At 48.5% G+C, this 19,044-nt stretch carries 33 protein-coding genes; 1 reads left to right on the forward strand and 32 read right to left on the reverse strand.

Going from position 1 to position 19,044, the window contains the following annotated elements:
* Positions 1-61 precede the first annotated feature (61 nt).
* Positions 62-1,009: a DUF805 domain-containing protein gene (locus ACFWUL_RS09455; protein ID WP_416177111.1), complete on the reverse strand. Its 948-nt coding sequence runs from the start codon at positions 1,007-1,009 to the stop codon at positions 62-64.
* A 288-nt stretch (positions 1,010-1,297) separates the two neighbouring features.
* On the opposite strand from ACFWUL_RS09455, the gene ACFWUL_RS09460 reads away from it, so the two are divergent.
* Positions 1,298-2,371 carry an IS630 family transposase gene (locus ACFWUL_RS09460; protein WP_416176725.1) on the forward strand — a complete coding sequence of 358 codons (1,074 nt, stop codon included), beginning with the start codon at positions 1,298-1,300 and terminating at the stop codon, positions 2,369-2,371.
* Between the two features lie 204 nt (positions 2,372-2,575).
* Here the strand turns inward: ACFWUL_RS09460 and ACFWUL_RS09465 are convergent, their stop codons facing one another.
* From ACFWUL_RS09465 to rpsJ, 31 genes are all read right to left on the reverse strand, one after another.
* Positions 2,576-3,547, reverse strand: coding sequence for a DMT family transporter (locus tag ACFWUL_RS09465; RefSeq protein ID WP_416177112.1), 972 nt, complete (start codon positions 3,545-3,547; stop codon positions 2,576-2,578).
* A gap of 172 nt (positions 3,548-3,719) precedes the next feature.
* Positions 3,720-4,061, reverse strand: coding sequence for a 50S ribosomal protein L17 (rplQ, locus tag ACFWUL_RS09470; protein ID WP_297041554.1), 342 nt, complete (start codon positions 4,059-4,061; stop codon positions 3,720-3,722).
* A gap of 21 nt (positions 4,062-4,082) precedes the next feature.
* Positions 4,083-5,078, reverse strand: coding sequence for a DNA-directed RNA polymerase subunit alpha (locus ACFWUL_RS09475; protein WP_297041553.1), 996 nt, complete (start codon positions 5,076-5,078; stop codon positions 4,083-4,085).
* Between the two features lie 60 nt (positions 5,079-5,138).
* Positions 5,139-5,528 carry a 30S ribosomal protein S11 gene (gene rpsK, locus ACFWUL_RS09480; protein WP_296096927.1) on the reverse strand — a complete coding sequence of 130 codons (390 nt, stop codon included), beginning with the start codon at positions 5,526-5,528 and terminating at the stop codon, positions 5,139-5,141.
* Positions 5,529-5,546: 18 nt separating this feature from the next.
* Positions 5,547-5,924, reverse strand: a complete 378-nt coding sequence (gene rpsM, locus ACFWUL_RS09485; RefSeq protein ID WP_008859826.1) for a 30S ribosomal protein S13 — start codon at positions 5,922-5,924, stop codon at positions 5,547-5,549.
* Positions 5,925-5,946: 22 nt separating this feature from the next.
* Positions 5,947-6,060 (reverse strand): 50S ribosomal protein L36, encoded by a 114-nt coding sequence (gene rpmJ, locus ACFWUL_RS09490; protein WP_008859825.1) that lies wholly within the window; start codon positions 6,058-6,060, stop codon positions 5,947-5,949.
* A gap of 16 nt (positions 6,061-6,076) precedes the next feature.
* Entirely contained in the window at positions 6,077-6,298 is a 222-nt protein-coding gene (gene infA / locus ACFWUL_RS09495) for a translation initiation factor IF-1 (RefSeq protein WP_296096919.1), read from the reverse strand.
* Between the two features lie 46 nt (positions 6,299-6,344).
* Positions 6,345-7,097, reverse strand: a complete 753-nt coding sequence (map, locus tag ACFWUL_RS09500; protein ID WP_416177113.1) for a type I methionyl aminopeptidase — start codon at positions 7,095-7,097, stop codon at positions 6,345-6,347.
* Positions 7,094-7,747, reverse strand: a complete 654-nt coding sequence (locus ACFWUL_RS09505) for an adenylate kinase (protein WP_416177114.1) — start codon at positions 7,745-7,747, stop codon at positions 7,094-7,096. Before ACFWUL_RS09505 ends, map begins: the two co-directional genes overlap by 4 nt.
* A gap of 27 nt (positions 7,748-7,774) precedes the next feature.
* Positions 7,775-9,037 carry a preprotein translocase subunit SecY gene (secY, locus tag ACFWUL_RS09510; protein ID WP_296096911.1) on the reverse strand — a complete coding sequence of 421 codons (1,263 nt, stop codon included), beginning with the start codon at positions 9,035-9,037 and terminating at the stop codon, positions 7,775-7,777.
* Position 9,038: 1 nt separating this feature from the next.
* On the reverse strand, positions 9,039-9,485 hold the full coding sequence (gene rplO, locus ACFWUL_RS09515; RefSeq protein WP_297041547.1) for a 50S ribosomal protein L15: 447 nt from the start codon (positions 9,483-9,485) through the stop codon (positions 9,039-9,041).
* An 18-nt stretch (positions 9,486-9,503) separates the two neighbouring features.
* A complete protein-coding gene (gene rpmD, locus ACFWUL_RS09520) occupies positions 9,504-9,683 on the reverse strand; it encodes a 50S ribosomal protein L30 (RefSeq protein ID WP_296096906.1) in 180 nt (59 codons plus the stop codon).
* 11 nt (positions 9,684-9,694) lie between these two features.
* The gene (gene rpsE, locus ACFWUL_RS09525; RefSeq protein ID WP_296096898.1) at positions 9,695-10,195 is read right to left on the reverse strand and encodes a 30S ribosomal protein S5; all 501 of its coding nucleotides are present in this window, start codon (positions 10,193-10,195) and stop codon (positions 9,695-9,697) included.
* A 17-nt stretch (positions 10,196-10,212) separates the two neighbouring features.
* Positions 10,213-10,578 carry a 50S ribosomal protein L18 gene (gene rplR, locus ACFWUL_RS09530; protein WP_330223525.1) on the reverse strand — a complete coding sequence of 122 codons (366 nt, stop codon included), beginning with the start codon at positions 10,576-10,578 and terminating at the stop codon, positions 10,213-10,215.
* An 18-nt stretch (positions 10,579-10,596) separates the two neighbouring features.
* Positions 10,597-11,139 carry a 50S ribosomal protein L6 gene (gene rplF / locus ACFWUL_RS09535; RefSeq protein ID WP_416177115.1) on the reverse strand — a complete coding sequence of 181 codons (543 nt, stop codon included), beginning with the start codon at positions 11,137-11,139 and terminating at the stop codon, positions 10,597-10,599.
* A gap of 17 nt (positions 11,140-11,156) precedes the next feature.
* Entirely contained in the window at positions 11,157-11,555 is a 399-nt protein-coding gene (rpsH, locus tag ACFWUL_RS09540) for a 30S ribosomal protein S8 (protein WP_296096888.1), read from the reverse strand.
* Positions 11,556-11,575: 20 nt separating this feature from the next.
* Positions 11,576-11,845 carry a 30S ribosomal protein S14 gene (gene rpsN / locus ACFWUL_RS09545; protein WP_297041538.1) on the reverse strand — a complete coding sequence of 90 codons (270 nt, stop codon included), beginning with the start codon at positions 11,843-11,845 and terminating at the stop codon, positions 11,576-11,578.
* A gap of 13 nt (positions 11,846-11,858) precedes the next feature.
* Positions 11,859-12,398 (reverse strand): 50S ribosomal protein L5, encoded by a 540-nt coding sequence (gene rplE / locus ACFWUL_RS09550; RefSeq protein WP_008859813.1) that lies wholly within the window; start codon positions 12,396-12,398, stop codon positions 11,859-11,861.
* A gap of 19 nt (positions 12,399-12,417) precedes the next feature.
* Positions 12,418-12,735 (reverse strand): 50S ribosomal protein L24, encoded by a 318-nt coding sequence (rplX, locus tag ACFWUL_RS09555; RefSeq protein WP_416178126.1) that lies wholly within the window; start codon positions 12,733-12,735, stop codon positions 12,418-12,420.
* Positions 12,736-12,761: 26 nt separating this feature from the next.
* The gene (gene rplN, locus ACFWUL_RS09560) at positions 12,762-13,130 is read right to left on the reverse strand and encodes a 50S ribosomal protein L14 (protein ID WP_416177116.1); all 369 of its coding nucleotides are present in this window, start codon (positions 13,128-13,130) and stop codon (positions 12,762-12,764) included.
* A gap of 32 nt (positions 13,131-13,162) precedes the next feature.
* Entirely contained in the window at positions 13,163-13,423 is a 261-nt protein-coding gene (rpsQ, locus tag ACFWUL_RS09565; RefSeq protein ID WP_297041535.1) for a 30S ribosomal protein S17, read from the reverse strand.
* Between the two features lie 26 nt (positions 13,424-13,449).
* Positions 13,450-13,656, reverse strand: coding sequence for a 50S ribosomal protein L29 (gene rpmC, locus ACFWUL_RS09570; protein WP_291057848.1), 207 nt, complete (start codon positions 13,654-13,656; stop codon positions 13,450-13,452).
* A 1-nt stretch (position 13,657) separates the two neighbouring features.
* The gene (gene rplP, locus ACFWUL_RS09575; protein ID WP_296096870.1) at positions 13,658-14,083 is read right to left on the reverse strand and encodes a 50S ribosomal protein L16; all 426 of its coding nucleotides are present in this window, start codon (positions 14,081-14,083) and stop codon (positions 13,658-13,660) included.
* Positions 14,083-14,844, reverse strand: coding sequence for a 30S ribosomal protein S3 (rpsC, locus tag ACFWUL_RS09580; RefSeq protein ID WP_297041532.1), 762 nt, complete (start codon positions 14,842-14,844; stop codon positions 14,083-14,085). Before rpsC ends, rplP begins: the two co-directional genes overlap by 1 nt.
* An 18-nt stretch (positions 14,845-14,862) precedes the next feature.
* Positions 14,863-15,198, reverse strand: coding sequence for a 50S ribosomal protein L22 (rplV, locus tag ACFWUL_RS09585; protein WP_008859806.1), 336 nt, complete (start codon positions 15,196-15,198; stop codon positions 14,863-14,865).
* A 14-nt stretch (positions 15,199-15,212) separates the two neighbouring features.
* A complete protein-coding gene (gene rpsS / locus ACFWUL_RS09590) occupies positions 15,213-15,503 on the reverse strand; it encodes a 30S ribosomal protein S19 (RefSeq protein WP_297041530.1) in 291 nt (96 codons plus the stop codon).
* A 17-nt stretch (positions 15,504-15,520) separates the two neighbouring features.
* The gene (gene rplB / locus ACFWUL_RS09595) at positions 15,521-16,348 is read right to left on the reverse strand and encodes a 50S ribosomal protein L2 (RefSeq protein WP_297041528.1); all 828 of its coding nucleotides are present in this window, start codon (positions 16,346-16,348) and stop codon (positions 15,521-15,523) included.
* A gap of 17 nt (positions 16,349-16,365) precedes the next feature.
* Entirely contained in the window at positions 16,366-16,647 is a 282-nt protein-coding gene (rplW, locus tag ACFWUL_RS09600) for a 50S ribosomal protein L23 (protein WP_296096858.1), read from the reverse strand.
* Positions 16,647-17,273 carry a 50S ribosomal protein L4 gene (gene rplD, locus ACFWUL_RS09605; protein ID WP_296096856.1) on the reverse strand — a complete coding sequence of 209 codons (627 nt, stop codon included), beginning with the start codon at positions 17,271-17,273 and terminating at the stop codon, positions 16,647-16,649. The genes rplW and rplD overlap by 1 nt, the downstream gene beginning before the upstream one ends.
* A 50-nt stretch (positions 17,274-17,323) precedes the next feature.
* Positions 17,324-17,965 carry a 50S ribosomal protein L3 gene (gene rplC, locus ACFWUL_RS09610; RefSeq protein WP_296096853.1) on the reverse strand — a complete coding sequence of 214 codons (642 nt, stop codon included), beginning with the start codon at positions 17,963-17,965 and terminating at the stop codon, positions 17,324-17,326.
* 12 nt (positions 17,966-17,977) lie between these two features.
* A complete protein-coding gene (rpsJ, locus tag ACFWUL_RS09615) occupies positions 17,978-18,289 on the reverse strand; it encodes a 30S ribosomal protein S10 (protein WP_008859800.1) in 312 nt (103 codons plus the stop codon).
* Positions 18,290-19,044 lie beyond the last annotated feature (755 nt).

Consider the following 19,044-nt stretch of genomic DNA (forward strand, 5'->3'; position numbering starts at 1 on the left):
ACATCAAAAGCAGTACGCCTCAGGCTGCGTACTGCTTCCATGCATAAAGAAATAGCTTTTCTCAATCTTTAGGCACCGGGCCATACTTGTTCTTCTTATTCTCTCCCGGGAAGAAAGCAAGAACCACTACGGCTATCATGAAGATTACCGCCGCCACCCGGGTCGCCATGAGCTGGCTCCCAAGGAAGGTATCTCCGACCTGGTTAATGGCAAAGAGGATAAAGAAGAACAGCCAGTAATACAGATGGGAAATGCCGATATCCGAAAGTCGGCGGATGCCAAGGCTGATGAGGGAAATAAAGCAGAGGGTACCAAGTACCAGGAAGAAGAAGATATAAAAATTCAGGTCCCCCACGAAAAGCTCCGGCTTCAGGCAGGTAATAGCAAAGAGAATGGATGCGGGAATGCCAACGCCCAGCATTTTGGGAATATAGGATTTCCGGCTCATCCGGCCCACGGGATAAAAGTAAACTTTAAAAATCTTATGGCCCAGGCCTTTGGATTTCTCCTCTTCTTCTTTTTCAATGGCCTCGTTGTCAGAGAGCGCTTTCGCTTCTTCGCTATCCATGAGGGCAATGGTAATGACGGACTCCGATTTTTCCGGTTTCGTTACAAAGATAGAGGTCACCGTATCCGCAAAGATGGTCATGCCTGCAGCATCCTGGCCCTGTCCTTCCGTCTTTTCCAGGGTCTTTATGAAGTTTTCCCGTTCCTTCGCAGGAAGCTCCATATAAATGGCCGCTGTTTTCTTATGACGGATGCACACGCCGATCATGGACACGTCCATACCATAGAAGGAAAACTTGTCCTCTCCCTCGGAAAGAGAGTAGAAAGAAATCCCCCGGTCCTCATCCTTCTTCTCTTCCGTAGCCGTATAGAACTTGGAAATACTCCGGATGGTATCTCCCAGCCGAATCTTTCCGGCTCTTCTCGGCTTCCGATGCTTTCCACCGCCCGCTGCTTTATCTGCATTTTCCGTAATATCGGGAATATTAAAATCCATATCCATAGGTCCTGCTCCTTTATTTCTGTATATGACGTTACTACGATACAACCTATTGTACCATGACTGGATAGCAGGTGAAAGACAGATAACGAAGAACAGGAGGAATCCATACATCCCGCGATATTTCAGTTTACCCCGCTGTTGGGTTTGGCGGTTAGTATGCTTGCGTTTAGAGTCACTCACACGGGGCTGCTAGTGTCTAATTTCATAAATAATAGATTGTATTGCCGGACACAGCAAATAATGGTATACTTATTCCAGATAAATGCAAATTGCAGGGGGGATAACGTTATGCCAAAAGTTGCTAAGCAAATACGCTGCTCCGAAAGCGAACGCATAGAACTGCATAAAATCGTAAACTCTCAAAAAACAGAGCATCGCATTGTAAGACGTGCAAAAATGGTTCTTCTATGTCTTGATGGAATGCAAATCAAGGATATCGCGGCTAAGTTGGGGGAACGCCCCAATACCGTTAGCCTTTGGCGGAATCGTTTCGCTGAACAGGGCATCCCTGGACTACAGGATAAGAAAAGGCGGGGCCGTACTGCTCAATATGGACCGGAATTCCGCGAAATGGTGTTAAATAAGCTGAAGGAAGCGCCTCCAGACGGGCTAGCACACTGGGATGGTCCTACACTGGCAAGAGTTCTGAATGTCTCAAAGGCTGCCATTTGGCGACTTATGAGAAAGGAAGGAATACAGCTGGCAAGGCAGCGTTCCTGGTGTGTCAGTACTGATCCGGAGTTTACTAAAAAGTCTGCTGATATCGTGGGACTTTACTTGAACCCGCCAGAGAATGCTGTCGTAATCAGCGTTGATGAGAAACCATCGATACAGGCCTTAAGTAGAGCCCAAGGATATGTACTTACTCATAACAAGAAAATTGTGCGCGGGTTGAAAAGCACATATCGGAGGAATGGAACAATAAATTTATTCGGTGCACTGGAGGTAGCTACCGGACAAATTTATGGAAAGACAACAAAGAGAAAAACCAGAGAGGACTTTGAAGAATTTTTAGATGACTTATTGAAAAGTGAGCCGGGTGGAGACAAAGTGCAATATCATATTATTGTCGATAATTACTGCACGCACAAGCGCTTAAACGACTGGCTGGAAAAGCATCCTAATGTCCATTTTCATTACACACCAACGTCAGCAAGCTGGCTGAATGAAGTGGAAATATGGTTTAACATTATGTCGCGAAAAGTGCTCCGAGGGGCAAGTTTTGACTCTGTTTCGGATCTTGTGTCAGCGATTAAAAAGTTTATTGCTGCCTACAATGAGCATGCAGAACCGTTCCGCTGGAAAAAACGTGAGGTCAAGGGTTCGCAACTTAGGGATACAATCGGAAACTTACGAAATTAGACACTAGCTTCTAGCGGCTAGCTGTTAGGAAGGCTGATCCGCCTGCGGCGCTTTCTTTCCGTTATTTCCGTCAGTCATTCGTGCCGTAGGCTGGCCAGCTTTCCTAGAAGCCAGGAGCTAGTAGCTAGAAGCTCTGTGCGAATGACGCTACCCATCAGCGCACGATACAACAAGCTCAATAAATCGCAATTTGATCAACCCCAGTCATTTGCTATCCCCATGCTTCCGATGGTGGGTATCCCGGGCCATGCCTTTGGGCTGGAATACCATAAGCATGATGGAACCGGCTACAATCAGGGACCCGCCGGTCCATGACCAGAACGTCATGCGCTCGTCCCAGAAAAGCCAGCCGTAGAGGATATGGAACAGGATTTCACTGTACATAAGAAAGGAAACAATCACCGAATTCACATGCTGGAAAGCCCAGGTCATGAACATCTGGGCAGAGAGGGCGCAGAGACCAAGACCAGCCGCCCAGAGCCATTCTACCCCTGCCGGCATGGTAAAGGTCTCATTCTTCATCATGAAAAGGCCCACCACTATGCTGTAAATCTGAAAATAAAAAACAATTTCCGTATTAGACCGGAAGCCCTTTTCCGCCAGGTGGCTGATAACGATATAGGCCGCTGCGGAAAAGAATCCGCCTGCCATGCCATAGACAGCATACAGGTTAAAGGAGCTGTAATTCCAGATTTGCACAACCAGCGCTGTTCCTGCTGCAATGACCGCCAACCCTGGGATAGCCTGGGGCGGAAGCTTTTCGGAAAGAAATAAAGGAGCCATGAGACACATAAAAAAAGCAGCCAGCTGGGACAGGATCTGCGCATCTCCCAGGGTGAGCCCCTCTATAGAAAGGAAATAAAAAAAGAGGGCTATACTGCCAAAAAGACCTCGGAGTGAAAGGAATCCTTTAAATTTTCCCGTATAGAAGGGTTCCCCGCTCTCCAGTGAAAGGAGCGGAATGAAAAGAAGTCCAAAAAGGCCCCGGAAGAAAGTCGTCTCCCCGGAAGCCATGGGCTCCAGCATTCTGGCACAGGCTGACATGAATGTAAAACTCAGGGATGCCAGAAGAGTGGCAATAATGCCAAGTACAATACTGCTCCGCTTCCTTTTTTGTGACTTCAAGGCCATTTTAAGGCGGGCAAACGGATTATAGGCTATAGGGGTTCGATACAAATCATTTCCTCCTTTTATACTTATTTATTACTCATTTATTTTATATGTTTCTTGTATAAAATCCAATAAGCAAAGAAGGGAATGTATCTGATACCGTATATATTCCATAATCTATGCAGAAAATAAAAAACGTGAGCCCATCAGGGACTCACGTTCTATTTATCACCGGAGATCAGTCAACCAGGGAGATAATAACTTCAGGAGCATTATCGCCGAGACGGCCGTCCAGTTTCACAATGCGGGTATAACCGCCGTTGCGATCGGTGTATTTCTTTGCAATTTCATCAAACAGTTTCTTTGTTACAGCCTTGTCCATGATGAAACCTTCAGCCTGGCGGCGGGCATGGAGATCGCCTCTCTTAGCGAGAGAGATCATCTTGTCAGCTACATGGCGGAGTTCCTTGGCCTTGGATTCAGTTGTTTTAATCTGGCCATGCTGGAAAAGGGCGGTTACGAGACTGCGCAGCAGGGCTTTGCGGGCACCGCTGACTCTTCTCAATCTACTACGAGCCATTTCTTTCCTCCTATTACTATATCAATCCTTGTTGGAATCTTTCAGATGAAGTCCGTAATCCCGGAAGTTAGCCAGTTTTTCTCTGATTTCATCTACCGATTTTTTACCAAGGTTGCGTACACGGGTCAATTCATCTTCTGTCTTGTCTGTCAGTTCGCCGATTGTGTTGATTTCAGCTCTCTTCAGGCAGTTAAATGCACGGACCGACAGGTCCAGTTCTTCAATGGGGAGTTCACGGATGGCGTCTTCATTGATTTTTTCTTCCTGGGCAGCCGGTGCTGCTTCTTCTGCTTCTCCTTCCGCCGGCTCGCTGCCAGGCTGGCTGACACCGATCTTGCGGAAATTTTCAAAGCAGCTGATGAGGATATTGGCAGCTGTAGCCACTGCATCATCTGCATTGACAGAGCCGTCGGTATCCACTTCGAGGGTCAGCTTGTCGTAGTCCATTTCATTGCCTACGCGGGTATCGCTGACATTATAGTTGCATTTAACAACAGGAGAATAAATGGAGTCGATCGGGATAACGCCGATAACGTCGTCTTCCCGTTTGTTCTTTGTGAAAGGTACATAGCCATGCCCACGGTTAATGGTCATTTCCATGCCCAGGTGGGCATCGGAATCCAGTGTGCAGATGGCCAGATCTTTGTTGAGAACATCAATTTCTGCCGGTAACGTCATGTCACCGGCGCGGAAAATACCCTCTTTAGTGATATCGATTCTTACGGTGATGGGGAAGGTTGCTTCGTCATGAGCGATAAAGCGGATCTTCTTCAGGTTCAGAATCATATCTGTTACATCTTCTCTGACGCCGTTAATAGTGGAAAATTCATGAAGCACGCCGTCGATTTTGATAGACGTAATAGCCACACCGTCTAAAGATGAAAGCAACACGCGTCGTAAGCTGTTTCCCAGGGTGATGCCATAGCCTCTTTCCAGCGGTTCGCATTCGAACTTGCCGTGACGCTTGTCATCGCTCAGTTCCACAGTCTTTATTGTGAAGCTTGTATTTTCGATCATCCGAAAGTCCTCCTTCTGCGCCTTGCGGCGCCAAAATGAAACAGAAAGGATATACCTAGATTATACTCTTCTGCGTTTCGGAGGACGGCAGCCGTTATGCGGAATCGGAGTGACGTCCTTAATGCTGCTGACTTCGATGCCTGCTGCCTGCAGTGCACGGATAGCTGCTTCACGGCCTGCGCCCGGTCCTTTTACAAAGACATCAGCGGAACGCATGCCCTGGTCAATAGCAACCTTGGCAGCCTGTTCTGCTGCCATCTGTGCTGCGAATGGTGTGCTCTTGCGGGAGCCTTTGAATCCGAGTCCGCCGGCAGATGCCCAGGCAATGGTGTTGCCGTTGGAGTCAGTAATCGTTACAATCGTGTTGTTGAAAGTAGAACGAATATGAGCTGCACCGGATTCTACATGTTTTCTTTCTTTTCTTTTTGCTTTAGTTTTTACCGTAGCCATTGTATCCCTCCTTCAACATTACTTCTTTGTTGCAGTCTTCTTACCTGCAATTGTCTTCTTCGGTCCCTTGCGTGTACGGGCATTGGTCTTTGTTCTCTGGCCCCGTACCGGCAGGCCTTCACGATGACGTCTGCCTCTATAGGATCCAATTTCAACGAGCCGTTTAATGTTGAGGGATTCTTCTCTACGGAGATCACCTTCGACTTTGTAGTCAGCGAGGGCGTTGCGGATTTTTGCAACGTCATCTTCAGTCAGATCTCTAACTCGGATATCAGGATTGATTCCTGCTTTGCTTAAGATTTCTTTGGAAAGAGTGGGGCCAATTCCATAAATATAAGTTAAGCCGATCTCAACGCGCTTATCTCTTGGTAAGTCTACACCAGCTATACGTGCCATCTACTCTTTAACCTCCTTTAAATTAACCTTGTCTCTGCTTATGTTTCGGATTTTCACAAATGACCATTACACGGCCTTTGCGTTTGATGATCTTGCATTTGTCGCACATCTTTTTAACGGACGGTCTGACTTTCATCTTGGTTCCTCCTTACTTACTTGTAACGATAGGTAATCCTGCCGTGCTCCAGATCGTAGGGCGTCAATTCGATGGTTACCTTATCTCCGGGCAGTATACGGATGAAGTTCATCCTCATTTTGCCGGAAATAGTAGCCAGCACAATATGGCCGCCGTTTTCCAGTTTGACACGGAACATGGCGTTTGGAAGTTTTTCTACTACTTTACCTTCCAGTTCAATAACGTCTGCCTTGCTCATGAGAGCCTCCTTTGGCTATATATACTGTCCGCCGGTAACTGAAAAATCAGTCCCTGAGCGTCAGAATCCTGGGACCATCTTTTGTAATGGCAATGGTGTGTTCTACGTGGGCCGATGGTTTGCCATCTGCCGTCACTACACCCCAGCCGTCACGAAGACTGATAATATCTGCGCTGCCCATGGTAATCATAGGTTCAATGCAGATACACATGCCCTCTTCCAGGCGCGGTCCATGACCAGGCGTTCCGTAATTCGGGATTTCCGGATCTTCGTGCATATCCGTACCGATACCGTGGCCTACATATTCCCGAAGGACTCCATATCCGTAAGGTTTCACGTAGCTTTCCACCGCATGACCGATGTCACCTACTGTGTTGCCTACTACGGCCTGCTTGATGCCCGCAAAAAGAGCACCTTCCGTGGCCTTGATGAGCTGGAGATTCTTCTTGTTTGTATGTCCCACCGGCACGGTGATACAGGAATCACCCATGTAACCATTTAATTCTACCACAAGATCGATAGAAATGATATCACCTTTTTTTAAAATCTTTCTTGCAGAAGGAATTCCATGGACTACGGTATCATTGACCGAAGCGCAGATGGAACCGGGGTACCCTTCATACCCCTTTTCCGCCGGGATACCGCCGTGATCTCTAATGAATTTTTCAGCCAGATGGTCAAGCTCAAGAGTGCTCATGCCCGGCTTTACTGCTTTTTCAAGCATAGAGAGAGTATCCGCAGTCAGACGGCTGGCTGCGGCAATCTTCTCTATCTCTTCCGGTGTGTGGATGATGATCATTTGGAAGCCTTCTTCAGGGCAGCCTTGATATCTTCATACACCTTGTCCATGGACTGGTCTCCGTCGATTTCATAGTACCGGCCGCTTACTTTGTAGTAATCGATAAGGGGCTTTGTGGATTTTTCATACACATCAAGCCGCTGGGAGATGGTCTTTTCATTATCATCAGCCCGCTGGTACAATTCACCGCCGCAGTTATCACAGATGCCTGGCTGCTTCGGCGGACGGAATTCCTTATGGAAGGAAGCGCCGCATTTTTTGCAGACCAGTCTGCCGCTTACTCTCTTGATAATGTCGTCACGGTTTGCTTTGATACCGATAACAGCAGTAAGCTGGATTCCCAGTTCATGAAGAATGGCATCCAGGGCAGAAGCCTGGGCAGTGGTGCGGGGGAATCCATCGAGGATCCAGCCCTTTTTGCAGTCGTCCTGCGCCAGTCTTTCTTTCACAATGCCCACGGTTACACTATCCGGAACAAGGGCTCCCTTGTCCATATAGCTTTTAGCTTCCTTGCCGAGAGCAGTTCCTGATTTTACAGCCGCACGGAACATGTCGCCTGTAGCAATCTGGGGGATGCCGTAATCACGAATGAGTTTTTCTGCCTGCGTACCTTTGCCGGCACCGGGAGGTCCCATTAATAAGATATACATATCCCTACTCCTTATTTAACAAAAGCCTTATTTAATAAAGCCCTGATAGTTTCTTGTAACCATATACGACTGGGCCTGTCTCATGGTATCCAGTGCGACACCGACAATAATGAGGAGGGATGTACCACCGAAGTACACACCCTGAATGCCGGTAATGTTTCCGATGAAGTTCGGAAGGATTGCAATGAAGGCCAGGAAAATGGCACCGGTCAGTGTAATTCTGGACAACACCTTATCCACATACATCATGGTAGGCTGTCCCGGGCGGATGCCGGGGATAAAACCGCCATATTTCTTCATATTATCTGCCAGATCCTTGATATTGACGGAAATCGCCGTATAGAAGTAGGTGAAGATAAAAATGAGGAAACCGTAGCAGATGGTATTGGGCCATGTGCCCCATCCGAAGAAGTTGCCCACCGCCTGTACCCAGCTGACATGAATGAACTGGGCCAGTGTAATCGGCAGCATGAGAATAGAGGAAGCGAAGATGATGGGGATAACGCCTGCCTGGTTCACTTTGAGTGGCAGGTAGGTGGAATGGCCGCCATACATCCTGCGTCCGATCACACGCTTGGCATACTGGATAGGAATTCTTCTCTGTCCTTCATTCACTTCGATAACCATGAGAATCATGGCCAGTGCAATCACCAGGAACAGGAGAAGCTGGAACGGAGAAATCGTACCGACTTTCAGATAATCCACTACGGTGGAAATAGCCTGCGGGAAGCGGGCCACGATGCCGCAGAAAATGATCAGGGAAATACCGTTGCCGATACCGTGTTCCGTAATCTTATCGCCGATCCACATGAGAAGGCAGGTGCCTGCTGTGAGGACAACGATAACGAAAATAAAATACAGCCAGCTGTTATCAACAAGGGCATTGTTGATACGCAGGGCATAGGTCATACCGAATGCCTGCACAGCTGCCAGGAAAATGGTGAAGTATCTTGTGACCTTCTGGATTTTCTTGTATCCTTCGGCACCGTCTTTCCTCCATTCTTCCAGGGTAGGAATGACGGCAGTGAGGAGCTGCATAATAATGGATGAGTTGATGTATGGGGTAATGCTCATGGCAAATATGGAGAATTTGCTGAGAGCACCGCCGGCGAAGAGATCGAGGAAACCGAAGAGGTTACCCGATGTGAACAGGCTTTCAATGACCGATGAATCAACCCCCGGCACGGGGATATGTACCCCGAGACGGAAGATGACAAACATCAGGAAAGTGAAAAGAATGCGATCTTTGAGTTCTTTATTTGCAAAAAAGTTTGCTAAAGCAGATCCCATATCAGATCACCTCTACTTTTCCACCTGCTGCTTCGATTTTCTGCTGGGCGGTTTTGGAGAATCCCTGAGCTCTTACGGTCAGAGCCTTGGACAGTTCACCGTCACCCAGTACACGTACACCATCGAGAACGTTTTTCAGGATACCTGCTTCAACGAGGGCAGCCGGATCAACAACGGCATCAGCGTCGAAACGGTTCAGTTGTTCAACATTGATAACGGCATATTTCTTAGCCAGTACATTTTTGAATCCGCGCTTCGGGAGACGACGGTACAGAGGCATCTGGCCGCCTTCAAATCCCGGACGGGGACCACCGGAATGACCGGTTCTTGCATGCTGGCCCTTAGCACCGCGGGTGGCCTGTTTGCCCATGCCGCTGCCGAGGCCTCTGCCTACACGACGACGTGCTCTTGTGGAGCCTTCAGCCGGTTTCAGTTCATGAAGTTTCATCAGTGCACCTCCTTCGTATTATTCTGCTTCTTTGCATTCAACCAGATGACGGACAGAGTGAATCATGCCCTTGATCTGTGGGGTAAGTTCTTTTTCTACAGAGGAATTGGTCTTGTGGAGGCCAAGTGCCTTAACAGTAGCGATATGCTCAGGTCTGGAGCCAATCACGCTTTTTTTCAGTGTAATAATAACTTTCATGAGGGGCCCCCTTAGTTATAAATTTCGTCCAGGCTCTTTCCGCGGAGTGCTGCAACAGTTTCTGCATTTTCAAGCTTGGAGAGACCGTCCATGGTAGCTCTAACCATGTTGATGGGGTTAGAAGAACCGAGGGACTTGGTCAGAATGTTACGAATGCCTGCGAGAGCGAGTACCGCACGGACCGGGCCGCCGGCTTTGATACCGGTACCTTCAGCAGCCGGTTTCATGATAACCTTGCCTGCACCATAGATGCCGAGCATAGGATGGGGAATGGTACCGTTCTTCAGGGCAACGGTAATCATATTTTTCTTAGCGTCTTCAACGCCCTTGCGAATGGCTTCCGGAACTTCGGCTGCCTTGCCCAGGCCAGCGCCTACCTTGCCTTTGCCATCACCGACTACTACAACTGCAGCGAAGGAAAAACGGCGGCCGCCTTTTACGACTTTAGCAACGCGGTTGATGAAAACGACGTTTTCCTGTAAGTCGGATTCTTTTTTCTCAAATCTTGGCATGTGCTATCTCCTTTACCTTAAAATTTCAGGCCGGCTTCGCGGGCACCTTCAGCCAGAGCAGCCACTCTGCCATGATAGATATAACCACCGCGGTCGAACACTACAGTTTCAATTCCCTTTTCAAGAGCCCGTTTTGCAACGAGAGCACCTACAGCCTTAGCGGCTTCAGCGTTTCCGCCATAGGGGAACTGAGCCTTGATTTCTTTATCTAAGGTATTAGCCGATACCAGGGTTACGCCAGCTTCATCATCAATGACCTGTGCGTAAATGTTAGCCAGGGATCTGAACACATTGAGACGCGGGCAGGCAGCAGTACCGGAGATTTTCTTACGAAGACGCAGATGACGGCGGATGACCGCATTTCTGCTTGCATTTTTACGCATATTTTTCTACCTCCTGTCTTACTTTTTTGCGCCGGTCTTACCAGCCTTACGGCGTACGTATTCACCGGAATAACGGATACCCTTGCCTTTGTAAGGTTCCGGTTCTCTCCAGGCACGGATTTCAGCTGCTACCTGGCCAACCTTTTCCTTATCAGCGCCGGATACGAGGATCACAACGGAAGACGGAGTGGTGATTGTAATACCTTCCGGCGGTGTGATGATAACCGGATGGGAGAAACCGAGGGACAGCTTCAGGTTCTTGCCCTGCATCTGTGCATTGTAGCCAACGCCCTGGATTTCCAGTTTCTTTTCAAAGCCCTGGGTTACACCAACAACCATGTTGTGAATCAGGGTACGGGTCAGTCCGTGCAGGGAACGGTTTTTGATTTCATCATTAGGACGGGAAACCAGGATTTCATTGTTTTCCATCTTAATATCCATTTCTTCACTCAGTGCACGGGACAGTGTTCCCTTCGGGCCCTTAACTGTTACTGTATGGCCGTCAATCTTGACTTCCACACCAGCCGGGACCGCAATAGGTTTCTTGCCAATTCTTGACATTCTATACCTCCAACGGATTACCAGACAAACGCAAGAACTTCACCGCCAAGGCCTTCTCTGCGAGCTGCCTTGTCAGTCATGATGCCCTTGGATGTGGAAATAACTGCAATACCGAGACCGCCGAGAACCTTCGGGAGTTCTTCCTTATTGGCATAGACGCGGAGACCCGGTTTGGAAATTCTCTTCAGACCTTTGATGACCTTTTCACGGTTAGCACCGTATTTCAGGGAAACGCGCAGTTCCTTGTGGCCTTCGACTTCGATCTGTTCTACGTTTTTGATAAAGCCTTCGTCTTTTAAAATCTTGAGCACAGCTGCCTTAATTTTAGAAGCAGGCATATCTACATGATCATGATATGCATCGTTCGCATTACGAATACGGGTAAGCATATCCGCAATTGGATCGGTTGTTACCATTATTTAATCCTCCTCCCGAATTACCAGCTGGCTTTCTTAATTCCAGGAATTTCGCCGTTGTAAGCCAGGTCACGGAACTGGTTACGGCAGATTCCAAATTTACGCATATAGCCGTGGGGACGGCCGGTCAGTTTGCAACGATTATGCAGACGTGTCGGAGAAGCGTTGCGGGGCAGCTTGGAAAGGGCTTCCCAGTCCTTTGCTTCCTTCAGGGCCTGACGTTTGGCTGCATATTTCTGAACGGTGAGTTCTCTCTTCTTTTCCCGTTCCAACATAGACTTCTTTGCCATATTGTCCTCCGTCTTATTTCTTGAACGGCATGCCGAACTGTCTCAGAAGTTCACGAGCTTCTTCATCAGTCTTAGCCGTTGTTACTACAATGATATCCATGCCCCGGATGCGGTCGATTTTTTCATAATCAACTTCCGGGAAAATCAGCTGTTCTTTTACGCCGAATGCATAGTTGCCGCGGCCGTCGAAGCTCTGGTCGCTGATACCACGGAAATCGCGGACCCGGGGAAGAGCGATGTTAATCAGACGATCGAGGAATTCATACATTCTGTCACCACGAAGGGTAACTTTGCATCCCAGGGGCATTCCTTCACGGATATGCCATGCAGCCAGGGATTTATGGGCTTTGCAGATCATCGGCTGCTGGCCGGTGATGGCAGCAAGGTCAGATGCAGCTGCATCCACTGCTTTAGAGTTTTCAGTAGCTTCGCCTACACCGATGTTGATGACAATCTTTTCCAGCTTCGGGATTTCCATGTCATTCTTGTAGCCGAATTTTTCGCGCATGCTGTTTTTAATCTGCGCTTTGTACAAATCGTTTAATCTGGACACTTGTTATCCTCCTTCCCGCTCAGGCCTTATCAATAATAGCGCCGCTCTTAACAGCTGCTCTTACATAAGAACCGTCTTTCTGCTGGACTTTCTTAATGCGGGTCGGTTTCTTGGATTCCGGATCCAGGATCATGACCTTGGACGCATAAATCGGAGCTTCCTTCTCAATGATGCCGCCCTTCGGGTTAGCCTGGCTCGGTTTCATGTGTTTCTTGACCATGTTTACGCCTTCAACGACTACACGGCCTTCTTTCGGCATAGCAGCTTTGATTTTGCCCTGCTTGCCTTTATCTTTACCGGAAATAACGACAACTGTGTCTCCGGTCTTTACATGCAGTTTCTGACTCATCATTTGCCTCCCTATTAGAGCACTTCCGGAGCCAGGGAAATAATCTTCATGAAATCTCTTTCACGGAGTTCTCTTGCTACCGGTCCAAAAATACGTGTTCCTACCGGGCTCTTGTCGTCTTTAATAATAACAACTGCGTTTTCATCAAAGCGGATGTGGGATCCGTCGCTGCGGCTTACACCGTTTACAGAACGAACAACAACTGCTTTGACTACCTGGCCCTTCTTAACAACGCCGCCGGGGGTTGCATCTTTGACCGTGCAAACCACAATATCACCGATATTGCCGCTCTTACGGAAGGAACCACCCAGGACTTTAATTACCAGGACGTTCTTAGCACCGGTATTATCCACAACGTTGAGTCTGCTTTCCTGCTGAATCATCGTGCCTATCCTCCTATAATTATCTTTCTATATCAGTTCTGGCGGGCAACGATTTTCTCGACTCTCCAACGCTTGTCGCGAGACAGCGGGCGGGTTTCGACGATGCGTACCGTATCACCGACACGGCATTCGTTGTTTTCGTCATGCGCTTTGAACTTGGTTGTGGTATTAATAGATTTTTTGTACAGCTTGTGGGGAACTTTACGTTCTACAGCAACAACAACGGTTTTATCCATTTTATTGCTGACAACAATTCCCTGGCGCACCTTGCGCAACTTTCTTTCTTCTGCCACGTTGAGATCCTCCTTTGGATTAACCGTCATGCCTTCTTGGCAGCCTTCAATTCTTCTTCACGCTGAACAGTTTTGATTCTCGCGATGGTCTTCTTTACTTCACGAATACGCATCGGATTTTCGAGCTGTCCTGTAGCGAGCTGAAAACGGAGGTTAAACAGTTCTTCCTTTAAGCCGGCAACCTTTTCATCTAATTCGGCAGTGCTCAGGTTACGAATTTCATTGACCTTCATTTTATTCACCTGCCACTTCTTGTCCTTTAACTACAAACTTTGTCTTGATCGGCAGTTTATGACCTGCAAGGCGCATTGCTTCCTTAGCAGCTTCGATGGGGATGCCGCCCATTTCGAACATAACACGGCCCGGTCTTACGACGGCTGCCCAGTATTCAACTGCGCCTTTACCGGAGCCCTGACGGGTACCAATCGGTTTTGCGGAAACCGGCTTATCCGGGAAAATCTTGATCCAGACCTTGCCGCCACGTTTTGTATAACGAGTCATGGCAATACGGGCTGCTTCGATCTGACGGCTGGTAATCCAGGAAGGTTCCAGGGCAACCAGGCCATATTCACCGTAAGTTACGGTATTTCCACGATGTTCCTTGCCTTTCATACGGCCGCGGAACTGTTTACGGAACTTTGTACGCTTTGGAATTAACATCAGGAATCACTCCTTTCAGAGGTTCTCGGTCTGCGTTCTCTGCGATCACCGCGGCGGCCGCCTCTTCTGTTGCCGTCATGACGGTTGTTACGGTCCTTGTTGGTGCGGGTGTTTTCATTTTCATCCACAACCTGGCCCGGTGCGAGTTCGCCTTTATAAATCCAGACTTTTACGCCGATAGCACCATAGGTGGTGTGAGCTGCGGTTACACCGTAGTCGATGTTGGCGCGGAGAGTCTGAAGGGGAATGGAACCTTCACGGTAGCTTTCGCTGCGGGCAATTTCTGCACCGCCGAGACGACCGGAAACGGTTACCTTAATACCTTTAGCGCCGCTGCGCATGGTTCTTCCTACAGCCTGTTTAACAGCACGGCGGAAGCCGATACGTCTTTCCAGCTGGGAAGCAATGTTTTCAGCAACGAGAATGGCGCTCATGTCGATGGATTTGATTTCAAGGATATCAATATCCACATCTTTATCTGTTACAGAAGCGAGTGCCTTCTTGATGTCTTCAATGCCTGTGCCGCCACGGCCGATGACCATGCCCGGTTTAGCAGTATAAATGGCAAGCTTTACTCTGTTGCCTACCCGTTTAATGCCAATCTTGGAAATGCCTGCGGCAAACAGGTGCTTCTTCAAAAACTGGCGGATTTTGGCATCTTCCACAAGCAGTGCAGCATAATCTTTTTCTGCAAACCATTTGGAATCCCAGTCATCGATCACGCCTACACGCATTCCATGCGGATTAACTTTCTGACCCAAAACGTTTCCCTCCTTCGATTACTCTTTTTCAGAAACTTTTACCGTCAGTGTGCTGGTACGTTTCATAATCCCGAAAGCCTGTCCACGGGAACGTGGATGTACACGCTTCATAATCGGGCCTGCATCTACATAAATTGTGGAGATGTAGAGATTATCAATGTTCATGTTGTTGTTGTTTTCTGCATTTGCCATAGCGCTTCTCAGCGTCTTTTCGACAACGATGGAAGCTGCCTTATGGGTGTTGCGCAGAATGGAAATAGCTTCTCCCGCTTTTTTACCGCGGACAAGGTTTGCTACAATGCGTACCTTGCGGGGAGAAATGCGGACATTTCTAGAAATAGCCTGAACTTCCATTTTATTCCTCCCTGTTATTTACCAGCGGCAGCAGCAGCGGCTTTATCGCTCTTGTTGTGGCCCTTGAATGTGCGGGTCGGAGCGAATTCGCCAAGCTTATGGCCAACCATATCTTCAGTGATGTAAACCGGTACATGCTTTCTTCCGTCGTGAATCGCAATGGTGTGACCTACGAAGCTCGGAAGGATAGTAGAAGCACGGGACCAGGTTTTTACAATTTTCTTATCGTTAGCTGCGTTCAGGGCATCAATCTTCTTTACCAGAGAGTATGCAACGAACGGGCCTTTTTTTACGGATCTGGACACTTTTACTCCTCCTTATCTTACTTGCGTCTCTTAACGATCAGCTTAGTAGACGCTTTTCTGTTGTCGCGGGTCTTCACGCCGTAAGCAGGCTTGCCCCACGGGGTAACAGGACGCTTACGTCCGACAGGAGCTTTACCTTCGCCGCCGCCATGCGGATGGTCATTCGGGTTCATTACAACGCCGCGGGTGGTCGGACGAACGCCGAGCCAACGGTTTCTGCCGGCCTTGCCGAGGGTAATGTTTTCATGGTCATCGTTGCCTACAGCACCAATGGTTGCGCGGCAGCGGATGTGTACTCTTCTGAGTTCGCCGGAAGGCAGGCGGAGGAGTGCATAGTCCCCTTCTTTAGCCATGAGCTGTGCGCTGGCACCGGCGGAACGGACCATCTGGCCGCCTTTGCCGATCTTCAGTTCCACATTGTGTACAACAGTACCAAGAGGAATGTTCATGAGAGGCAGGCAGTTGCCTACTTTAATATCGGATTCCGGACCGCTGGTAATCACATCGCCAACCTTCAGGCCTTTCGGAGCCAGGATGTAGCGTTTTTCACCATCTGCATACTGCAGAAGAGCGATACGGCAGGTACGGTTCGGATCGTATTCAATGGTAGCGACCTTAGCCGGGATGTTATCCTTGTTTCTCTTGAAATCGATGATTCTGTACTGACGTTTATGACCGCCGCCCTGGTGGCGAACTGTCATTTTGCCGGAGCCATTACGACCGCCATGGTTATGGACAGGAGCCAGAAGGGATTTTTCCGGTCTGTCGGTGGTAACTTCCTCGAAAGTGGAAACGGTCATCTGACGGCGTCCGGGAGTGTACGGTTTAAATGATTTATAAGCCATTTATGATTACTCCTCCTTTACGCTTCGAAGAGCTCAATTGTTTCGCCCGGTTTGAGTGTAACAATTGCTTTCTTCCAATCACTGCGACGACCCTGGGTACGGCCCAGACGTTTCATCTTGCCTTCATAACGCATGGTGTTCACAGCCTGAACTTTTACTTTGAAGACCTGTTCAACAGCCTGACGGATTTCTACTTTGGTAGCAGAAAGGGGTACGCGGAATGTGTACTTTCTTTCTTCCATGAGGGCTGTGGTTTTTTCTGTAATAATCGGTTTAATGAGGATGTCACGTGCTTCCATTATGCCAGTACCTCCTCAATCTTCTTTACAGCGTCCTGGGTCAGGAAAAGTTTATCGTAATTTACAATATCATAGATGTTGATTCCGCTGGGAGCATAGGCTTTTACGCCGGGAATGTTTCTTGCGGAAAGAACGGTGTTGCCGCATGCTTCGCCGCCATCAACGATGAGGGCTTTGCCTTCTGCTTTGAAAGCTGCCAGCATTTTGACAACTTCCTTTGTCTTCGGTGCGTCGAAATGGATGCCGTCAAGAACGACGATTTCGTTGGCACGGAGTTTTTCAGACAGTGCGGACTTTACAGCCAGCTGGCGAGCCTTTCTTGGCATAGCCTTTGCATGGCTTCTCGGGGTCGGTCCGAATACGGTGCCGCCGCCAACCCACAGTGGGGAGCGGATGGATCCGACTCTGGCACGGCCTGTGCCTTTCTGTTTCCAGGGCTTCTTGCCGCCGCCGCGGACGAGGCCTCTTGTCTTTGTGGCATGGGTGCCAAGACGTTCGTTAGCCATCTGGCGCACCACTGCCTGGTGAATGACAGCTTCGTTATAGTCTACGCCAAAGACACTGTCATTCAGCTCTATTTCACCGGTTTCCTGGCCGGCTACATTATACAGCTTTACTTTCGGCATTGAGATGTTCCTCCCTTAATCAGAACAATTTTCTGTTGTTCCGGACAATATTATTTTACAGGTTTAACGGTTTCCTGTACCATGACGAGGCTTCCCTTAGCACCGGGGATCCCGCCTTTGACAAGCATCAGATTACGGGCAGTATCAACTCTTACTACCTGAAGATGCTGGACAGTGACTCTTTCTCCGCCCAGCTGACCAGGCATCTTCTTGCCTTTGAATACTTTTCCGCCGCCGCCGGACATACGAGCACCGAGGGATGCTGTCTGACGATGGTTTTTGGAGCCGTGGCTTTCAGGGCCGCGCTGGTGATTGTGACGTTTAATCGTGCCGGCAAAGCCTTTGCCCCGGCTGGTGCCAATTACGTCTACAATTTCGCCTTCTGCGAAGATATCAGCAGCCAGAGTTTGGCCTACTGTGTAAGACGGCTTTTCAGCGAGTCTGTATTCACGCAGATATTTAACCGGATCAATACCAGCTTTTTCGAACTGGCCTTTTACAGGTTTTGTCAAATGTTTTTCTTTGACAGCGCCATAACCGAGCTGAACAGCATTGTATCCATCGCTTTCAACGGTTTTAACAGCTGCTACAACGTTTGGCAGAACTTCAATAACACTTACCGGAACCAGGTCGCCATTTTCAGCGAATACCTGGGACATTCCTAATTTTGTTCCCAAAATAGCCTTAGACATCTTTGCACCTCCTTACAGTTTAATATCAATGCTGACGCCGGCTGGGAGTTCCAGTCTCATCAGTGCATCCGCGGTCTTCTTGGACGGATCAAGGATGTCAATAAGTCTCTTGTGAATACGCATTTCGAACTGTTCGCGGCTGTCCTTGTTGACATGTGGCGAACGGAGAATGGTGTACACATTCCGTTCCGTGGGAAGCGGAATCGGACCGGAGACACGGGAGCCTGTTCTCTTGGCAGTCTCCGCGATCTTCGCTGCGCTCTGATCAACAGCTTTGTGATCATAGCCTTTCAGCCGAATTCTGATTTTTTCCTGTTTCGACATTACATAAACCTCCTACGTTCATTTCCTGAATGAACTGCTCCGTGGAAATTCCCCTGCATGGCAGGCCACCTTCCACTTCATAGTTTGTACTGATCCCGCCTTCCGCTTCGCCCTCGCACGAAGACCCGAAAACGTTCAGCCTTTAAATCATACTATTTTCAAGGTGGGAATGCAAGTCCATTAGAAAAAATTAATTTTATTATCGATAAAGCTCCTGTGCTCGGTAAATACTATGCGTGTAGCGTTTAGGCTATCCTTATTTCTACGTAAACACGCCTCCTCGCGTGTACCTATTTTCGTTAAACTTTCATTAAATCTTTGAAATTCAACACCTTCCTGTGGCTTTACCCCTCCTCCGTCATCTCGAGCGGTGTCAAGCGCCACAGTGACAGTAAATATAAGAATAGTATGTAAGCAAGAGTCGAGAGATCTCCCTGGTAAATGACTGTGACGGTATTGCAACTCCCATTTTCTATAAAAAGCCCTGTATTCCCGTTCCCGAGAAAGATGTCTCGACTCATCGTAGCTTTAGCGATTCTCAGCTGTTGAGTCATTACGCATGATGCCACCGCTCGACATGACGGGGAACGAGTAGAGTCATCATTCTGGAAAACGTACTCATTTTTGTGTCTCTGCGCACCCTCGTCATCTCGAGCGGTGGTAAACGCCGTAGTGGCAGTACACATAAGAATAGTATGTGAGAAAGAGCCCCGAGATCTCCCGGATAAATGACTGTGACGGTATTACAACTCCCA

Source organism: Dialister sp. (assembly GCF_047832375.1).
Taxonomy (GTDB): Bacteria; Bacillota; Negativicutes; order Veillonellales; family Dialisteraceae; genus Dialister.

What these genes read in the sequence shown, in the direction of transcription:
- ACFWUL_RS09475 (WP_297041553.1), bottom strand. Translation starts at nt 5,078, where the DNA reads ATGATCGAAAATACAAGCTTCACAATAAAGACTGTGGAACTGAGCGAT.
- rpmC (WP_291057848.1), bottom strand. Translation starts at nt 13,656, where the DNA reads ATGAAGGTCAATGAAATTCGTAACCTGAGCACTGCCGAATTAGATGAA.
- rplO (WP_297041547.1), bottom strand. Translation starts at nt 9,485, where the DNA reads ATGAAACTTCATGAACTGAAACCGGCTGAAGGCTCCACAAGAGCACGT.
- rpmD (WP_296096906.1), bottom strand. Translation starts at nt 9,683, where the DNA reads ATGAAAGTTATTATTACACTGAAAAAAAGCGTGATTGGCTCCAGACCT.
- rpsM (WP_008859826.1), bottom strand. Translation starts at nt 5,924, where the DNA reads ATGGCACGTATAGCTGGTGTAGACTTACCAAGAGATAAGCGCGTTGAG.
- ACFWUL_RS09460 (WP_416176725.1), top strand. Translation starts at nt 1,298, where the DNA reads ATGCCAAAAGTTGCTAAGCAAATACGCTGCTCCGAAAGCGAACGCATA.
- secY (WP_296096911.1), bottom strand. Translation starts at nt 9,037, where the DNA reads ATGGGATCTGCTTTAGCAAACTTTTTTGCAAATAAAGAACTCAAAGAT.
- rplN (WP_416177116.1), bottom strand. Translation starts at nt 13,130, where the DNA reads ATGATTCAGCAGGAAAGCAGACTCAACGTTGTGGATAATACCGGTGCT.
- rplB (WP_297041528.1), bottom strand. Translation starts at nt 16,348, where the DNA reads ATGGCTTATAAATCATTTAAACCGTACACTCCCGGACGCCGTCAGATG.
- ACFWUL_RS09505 (WP_416177114.1), bottom strand. Translation starts at nt 7,747, where the DNA reads ATGTATATCTTATTAATGGGACCTCCCGGTGCCGGCAAAGGTACGCAG.
- map (WP_416177113.1), bottom strand. Translation starts at nt 7,097, where the DNA reads ATGATCATCATCCACACACCGGAAGAGATAGAGAAGATTGCCGCAGCC.
- infA (WP_296096919.1), bottom strand. Translation starts at nt 6,298, where the DNA reads ATGAGCAAGGCAGACGTTATTGAACTGGAAGGTAAAGTAGTAGAAAAA.
- rpmJ (WP_008859825.1), bottom strand. Translation starts at nt 6,060, where the DNA reads ATGAAAGTCAGACCGTCCGTTAAAAAGATGTGCGACAAATGCAAGATC.
- rplW (WP_296096858.1), bottom strand. Translation starts at nt 16,647, where the DNA reads ATGGAAGCACGTGACATCCTCATTAAACCGATTATTACAGAAAAAACC.
- rpsJ (WP_008859800.1), bottom strand. Translation starts at nt 18,289, where the DNA reads ATGTCGAAACAGGAAAAAATCAGAATTCGGCTGAAAGGCTATGATCAC.
- rplV (WP_008859806.1), bottom strand. Translation starts at nt 15,198, where the DNA reads ATGGAAGTTCAGGCTATTTCTAGAAATGTCCGCATTTCTCCCCGCAAG.
- rplC (WP_296096853.1), bottom strand. Translation starts at nt 17,965, where the DNA reads ATGTCTAAGGCTATTTTGGGAACAAAATTAGGAATGTCCCAGGTATTC.
- rpsN (WP_297041538.1), bottom strand. Translation starts at nt 11,845, where the DNA reads ATGGCAAAGAAGTCTATGTTGGAACGGGAAAAGAAGAGAGAACTCACC.
- rplR (WP_330223525.1), bottom strand. Translation starts at nt 10,578, where the DNA reads ATGCGTAAAAATGCAAGCAGAAATGCGGTCATCCGCCGTCATCTGCGT.
- rpsK (WP_296096927.1), bottom strand. Translation starts at nt 5,528, where the DNA reads ATGGCTACGGTAAAAACTAAAGCAAAAAGAAAAGAAAGAAAACATGTA.
- ACFWUL_RS09455 (WP_416177111.1), bottom strand. Translation starts at nt 1,009, where the DNA reads ATGGATATGGATTTTAATATTCCCGATATTACGGAAAATGCAGATAAA.
- rplQ (WP_297041554.1), bottom strand. Translation starts at nt 4,061, where the DNA reads ATGGCTCGTAGTAGATTGAGAAGAGTCAGCGGTGCCCGCAAAGCCCTG.
- rpsE (WP_296096898.1), bottom strand. Translation starts at nt 10,195, where the DNA reads ATGCCAAGATTTGAGAAAAAAGAATCCGACTTACAGGAAAACGTCGTT.
- rplP (WP_296096870.1), bottom strand. Translation starts at nt 14,083, where the DNA reads ATGTTAATTCCAAAGCGTACAAAGTTCCGTAAACAGTTCCGCGGCCGT.
- rplF (WP_416177115.1), bottom strand. Translation starts at nt 11,139, where the DNA reads ATGTCAAGAATTGGCAAGAAACCTATTGCGGTCCCGGCTGGTGTGGAA.
- rplD (WP_296096856.1), bottom strand. Translation starts at nt 17,273, where the DNA reads ATGCCGAAAGTAAAGCTGTATAATGTAGCCGGCCAGGAAACCGGTGAA.
- rpsH (WP_296096888.1), bottom strand. Translation starts at nt 11,555, where the DNA reads ATGGTAACAACCGATCCAATTGCGGATATGCTTACCCGTATTCGTAAT.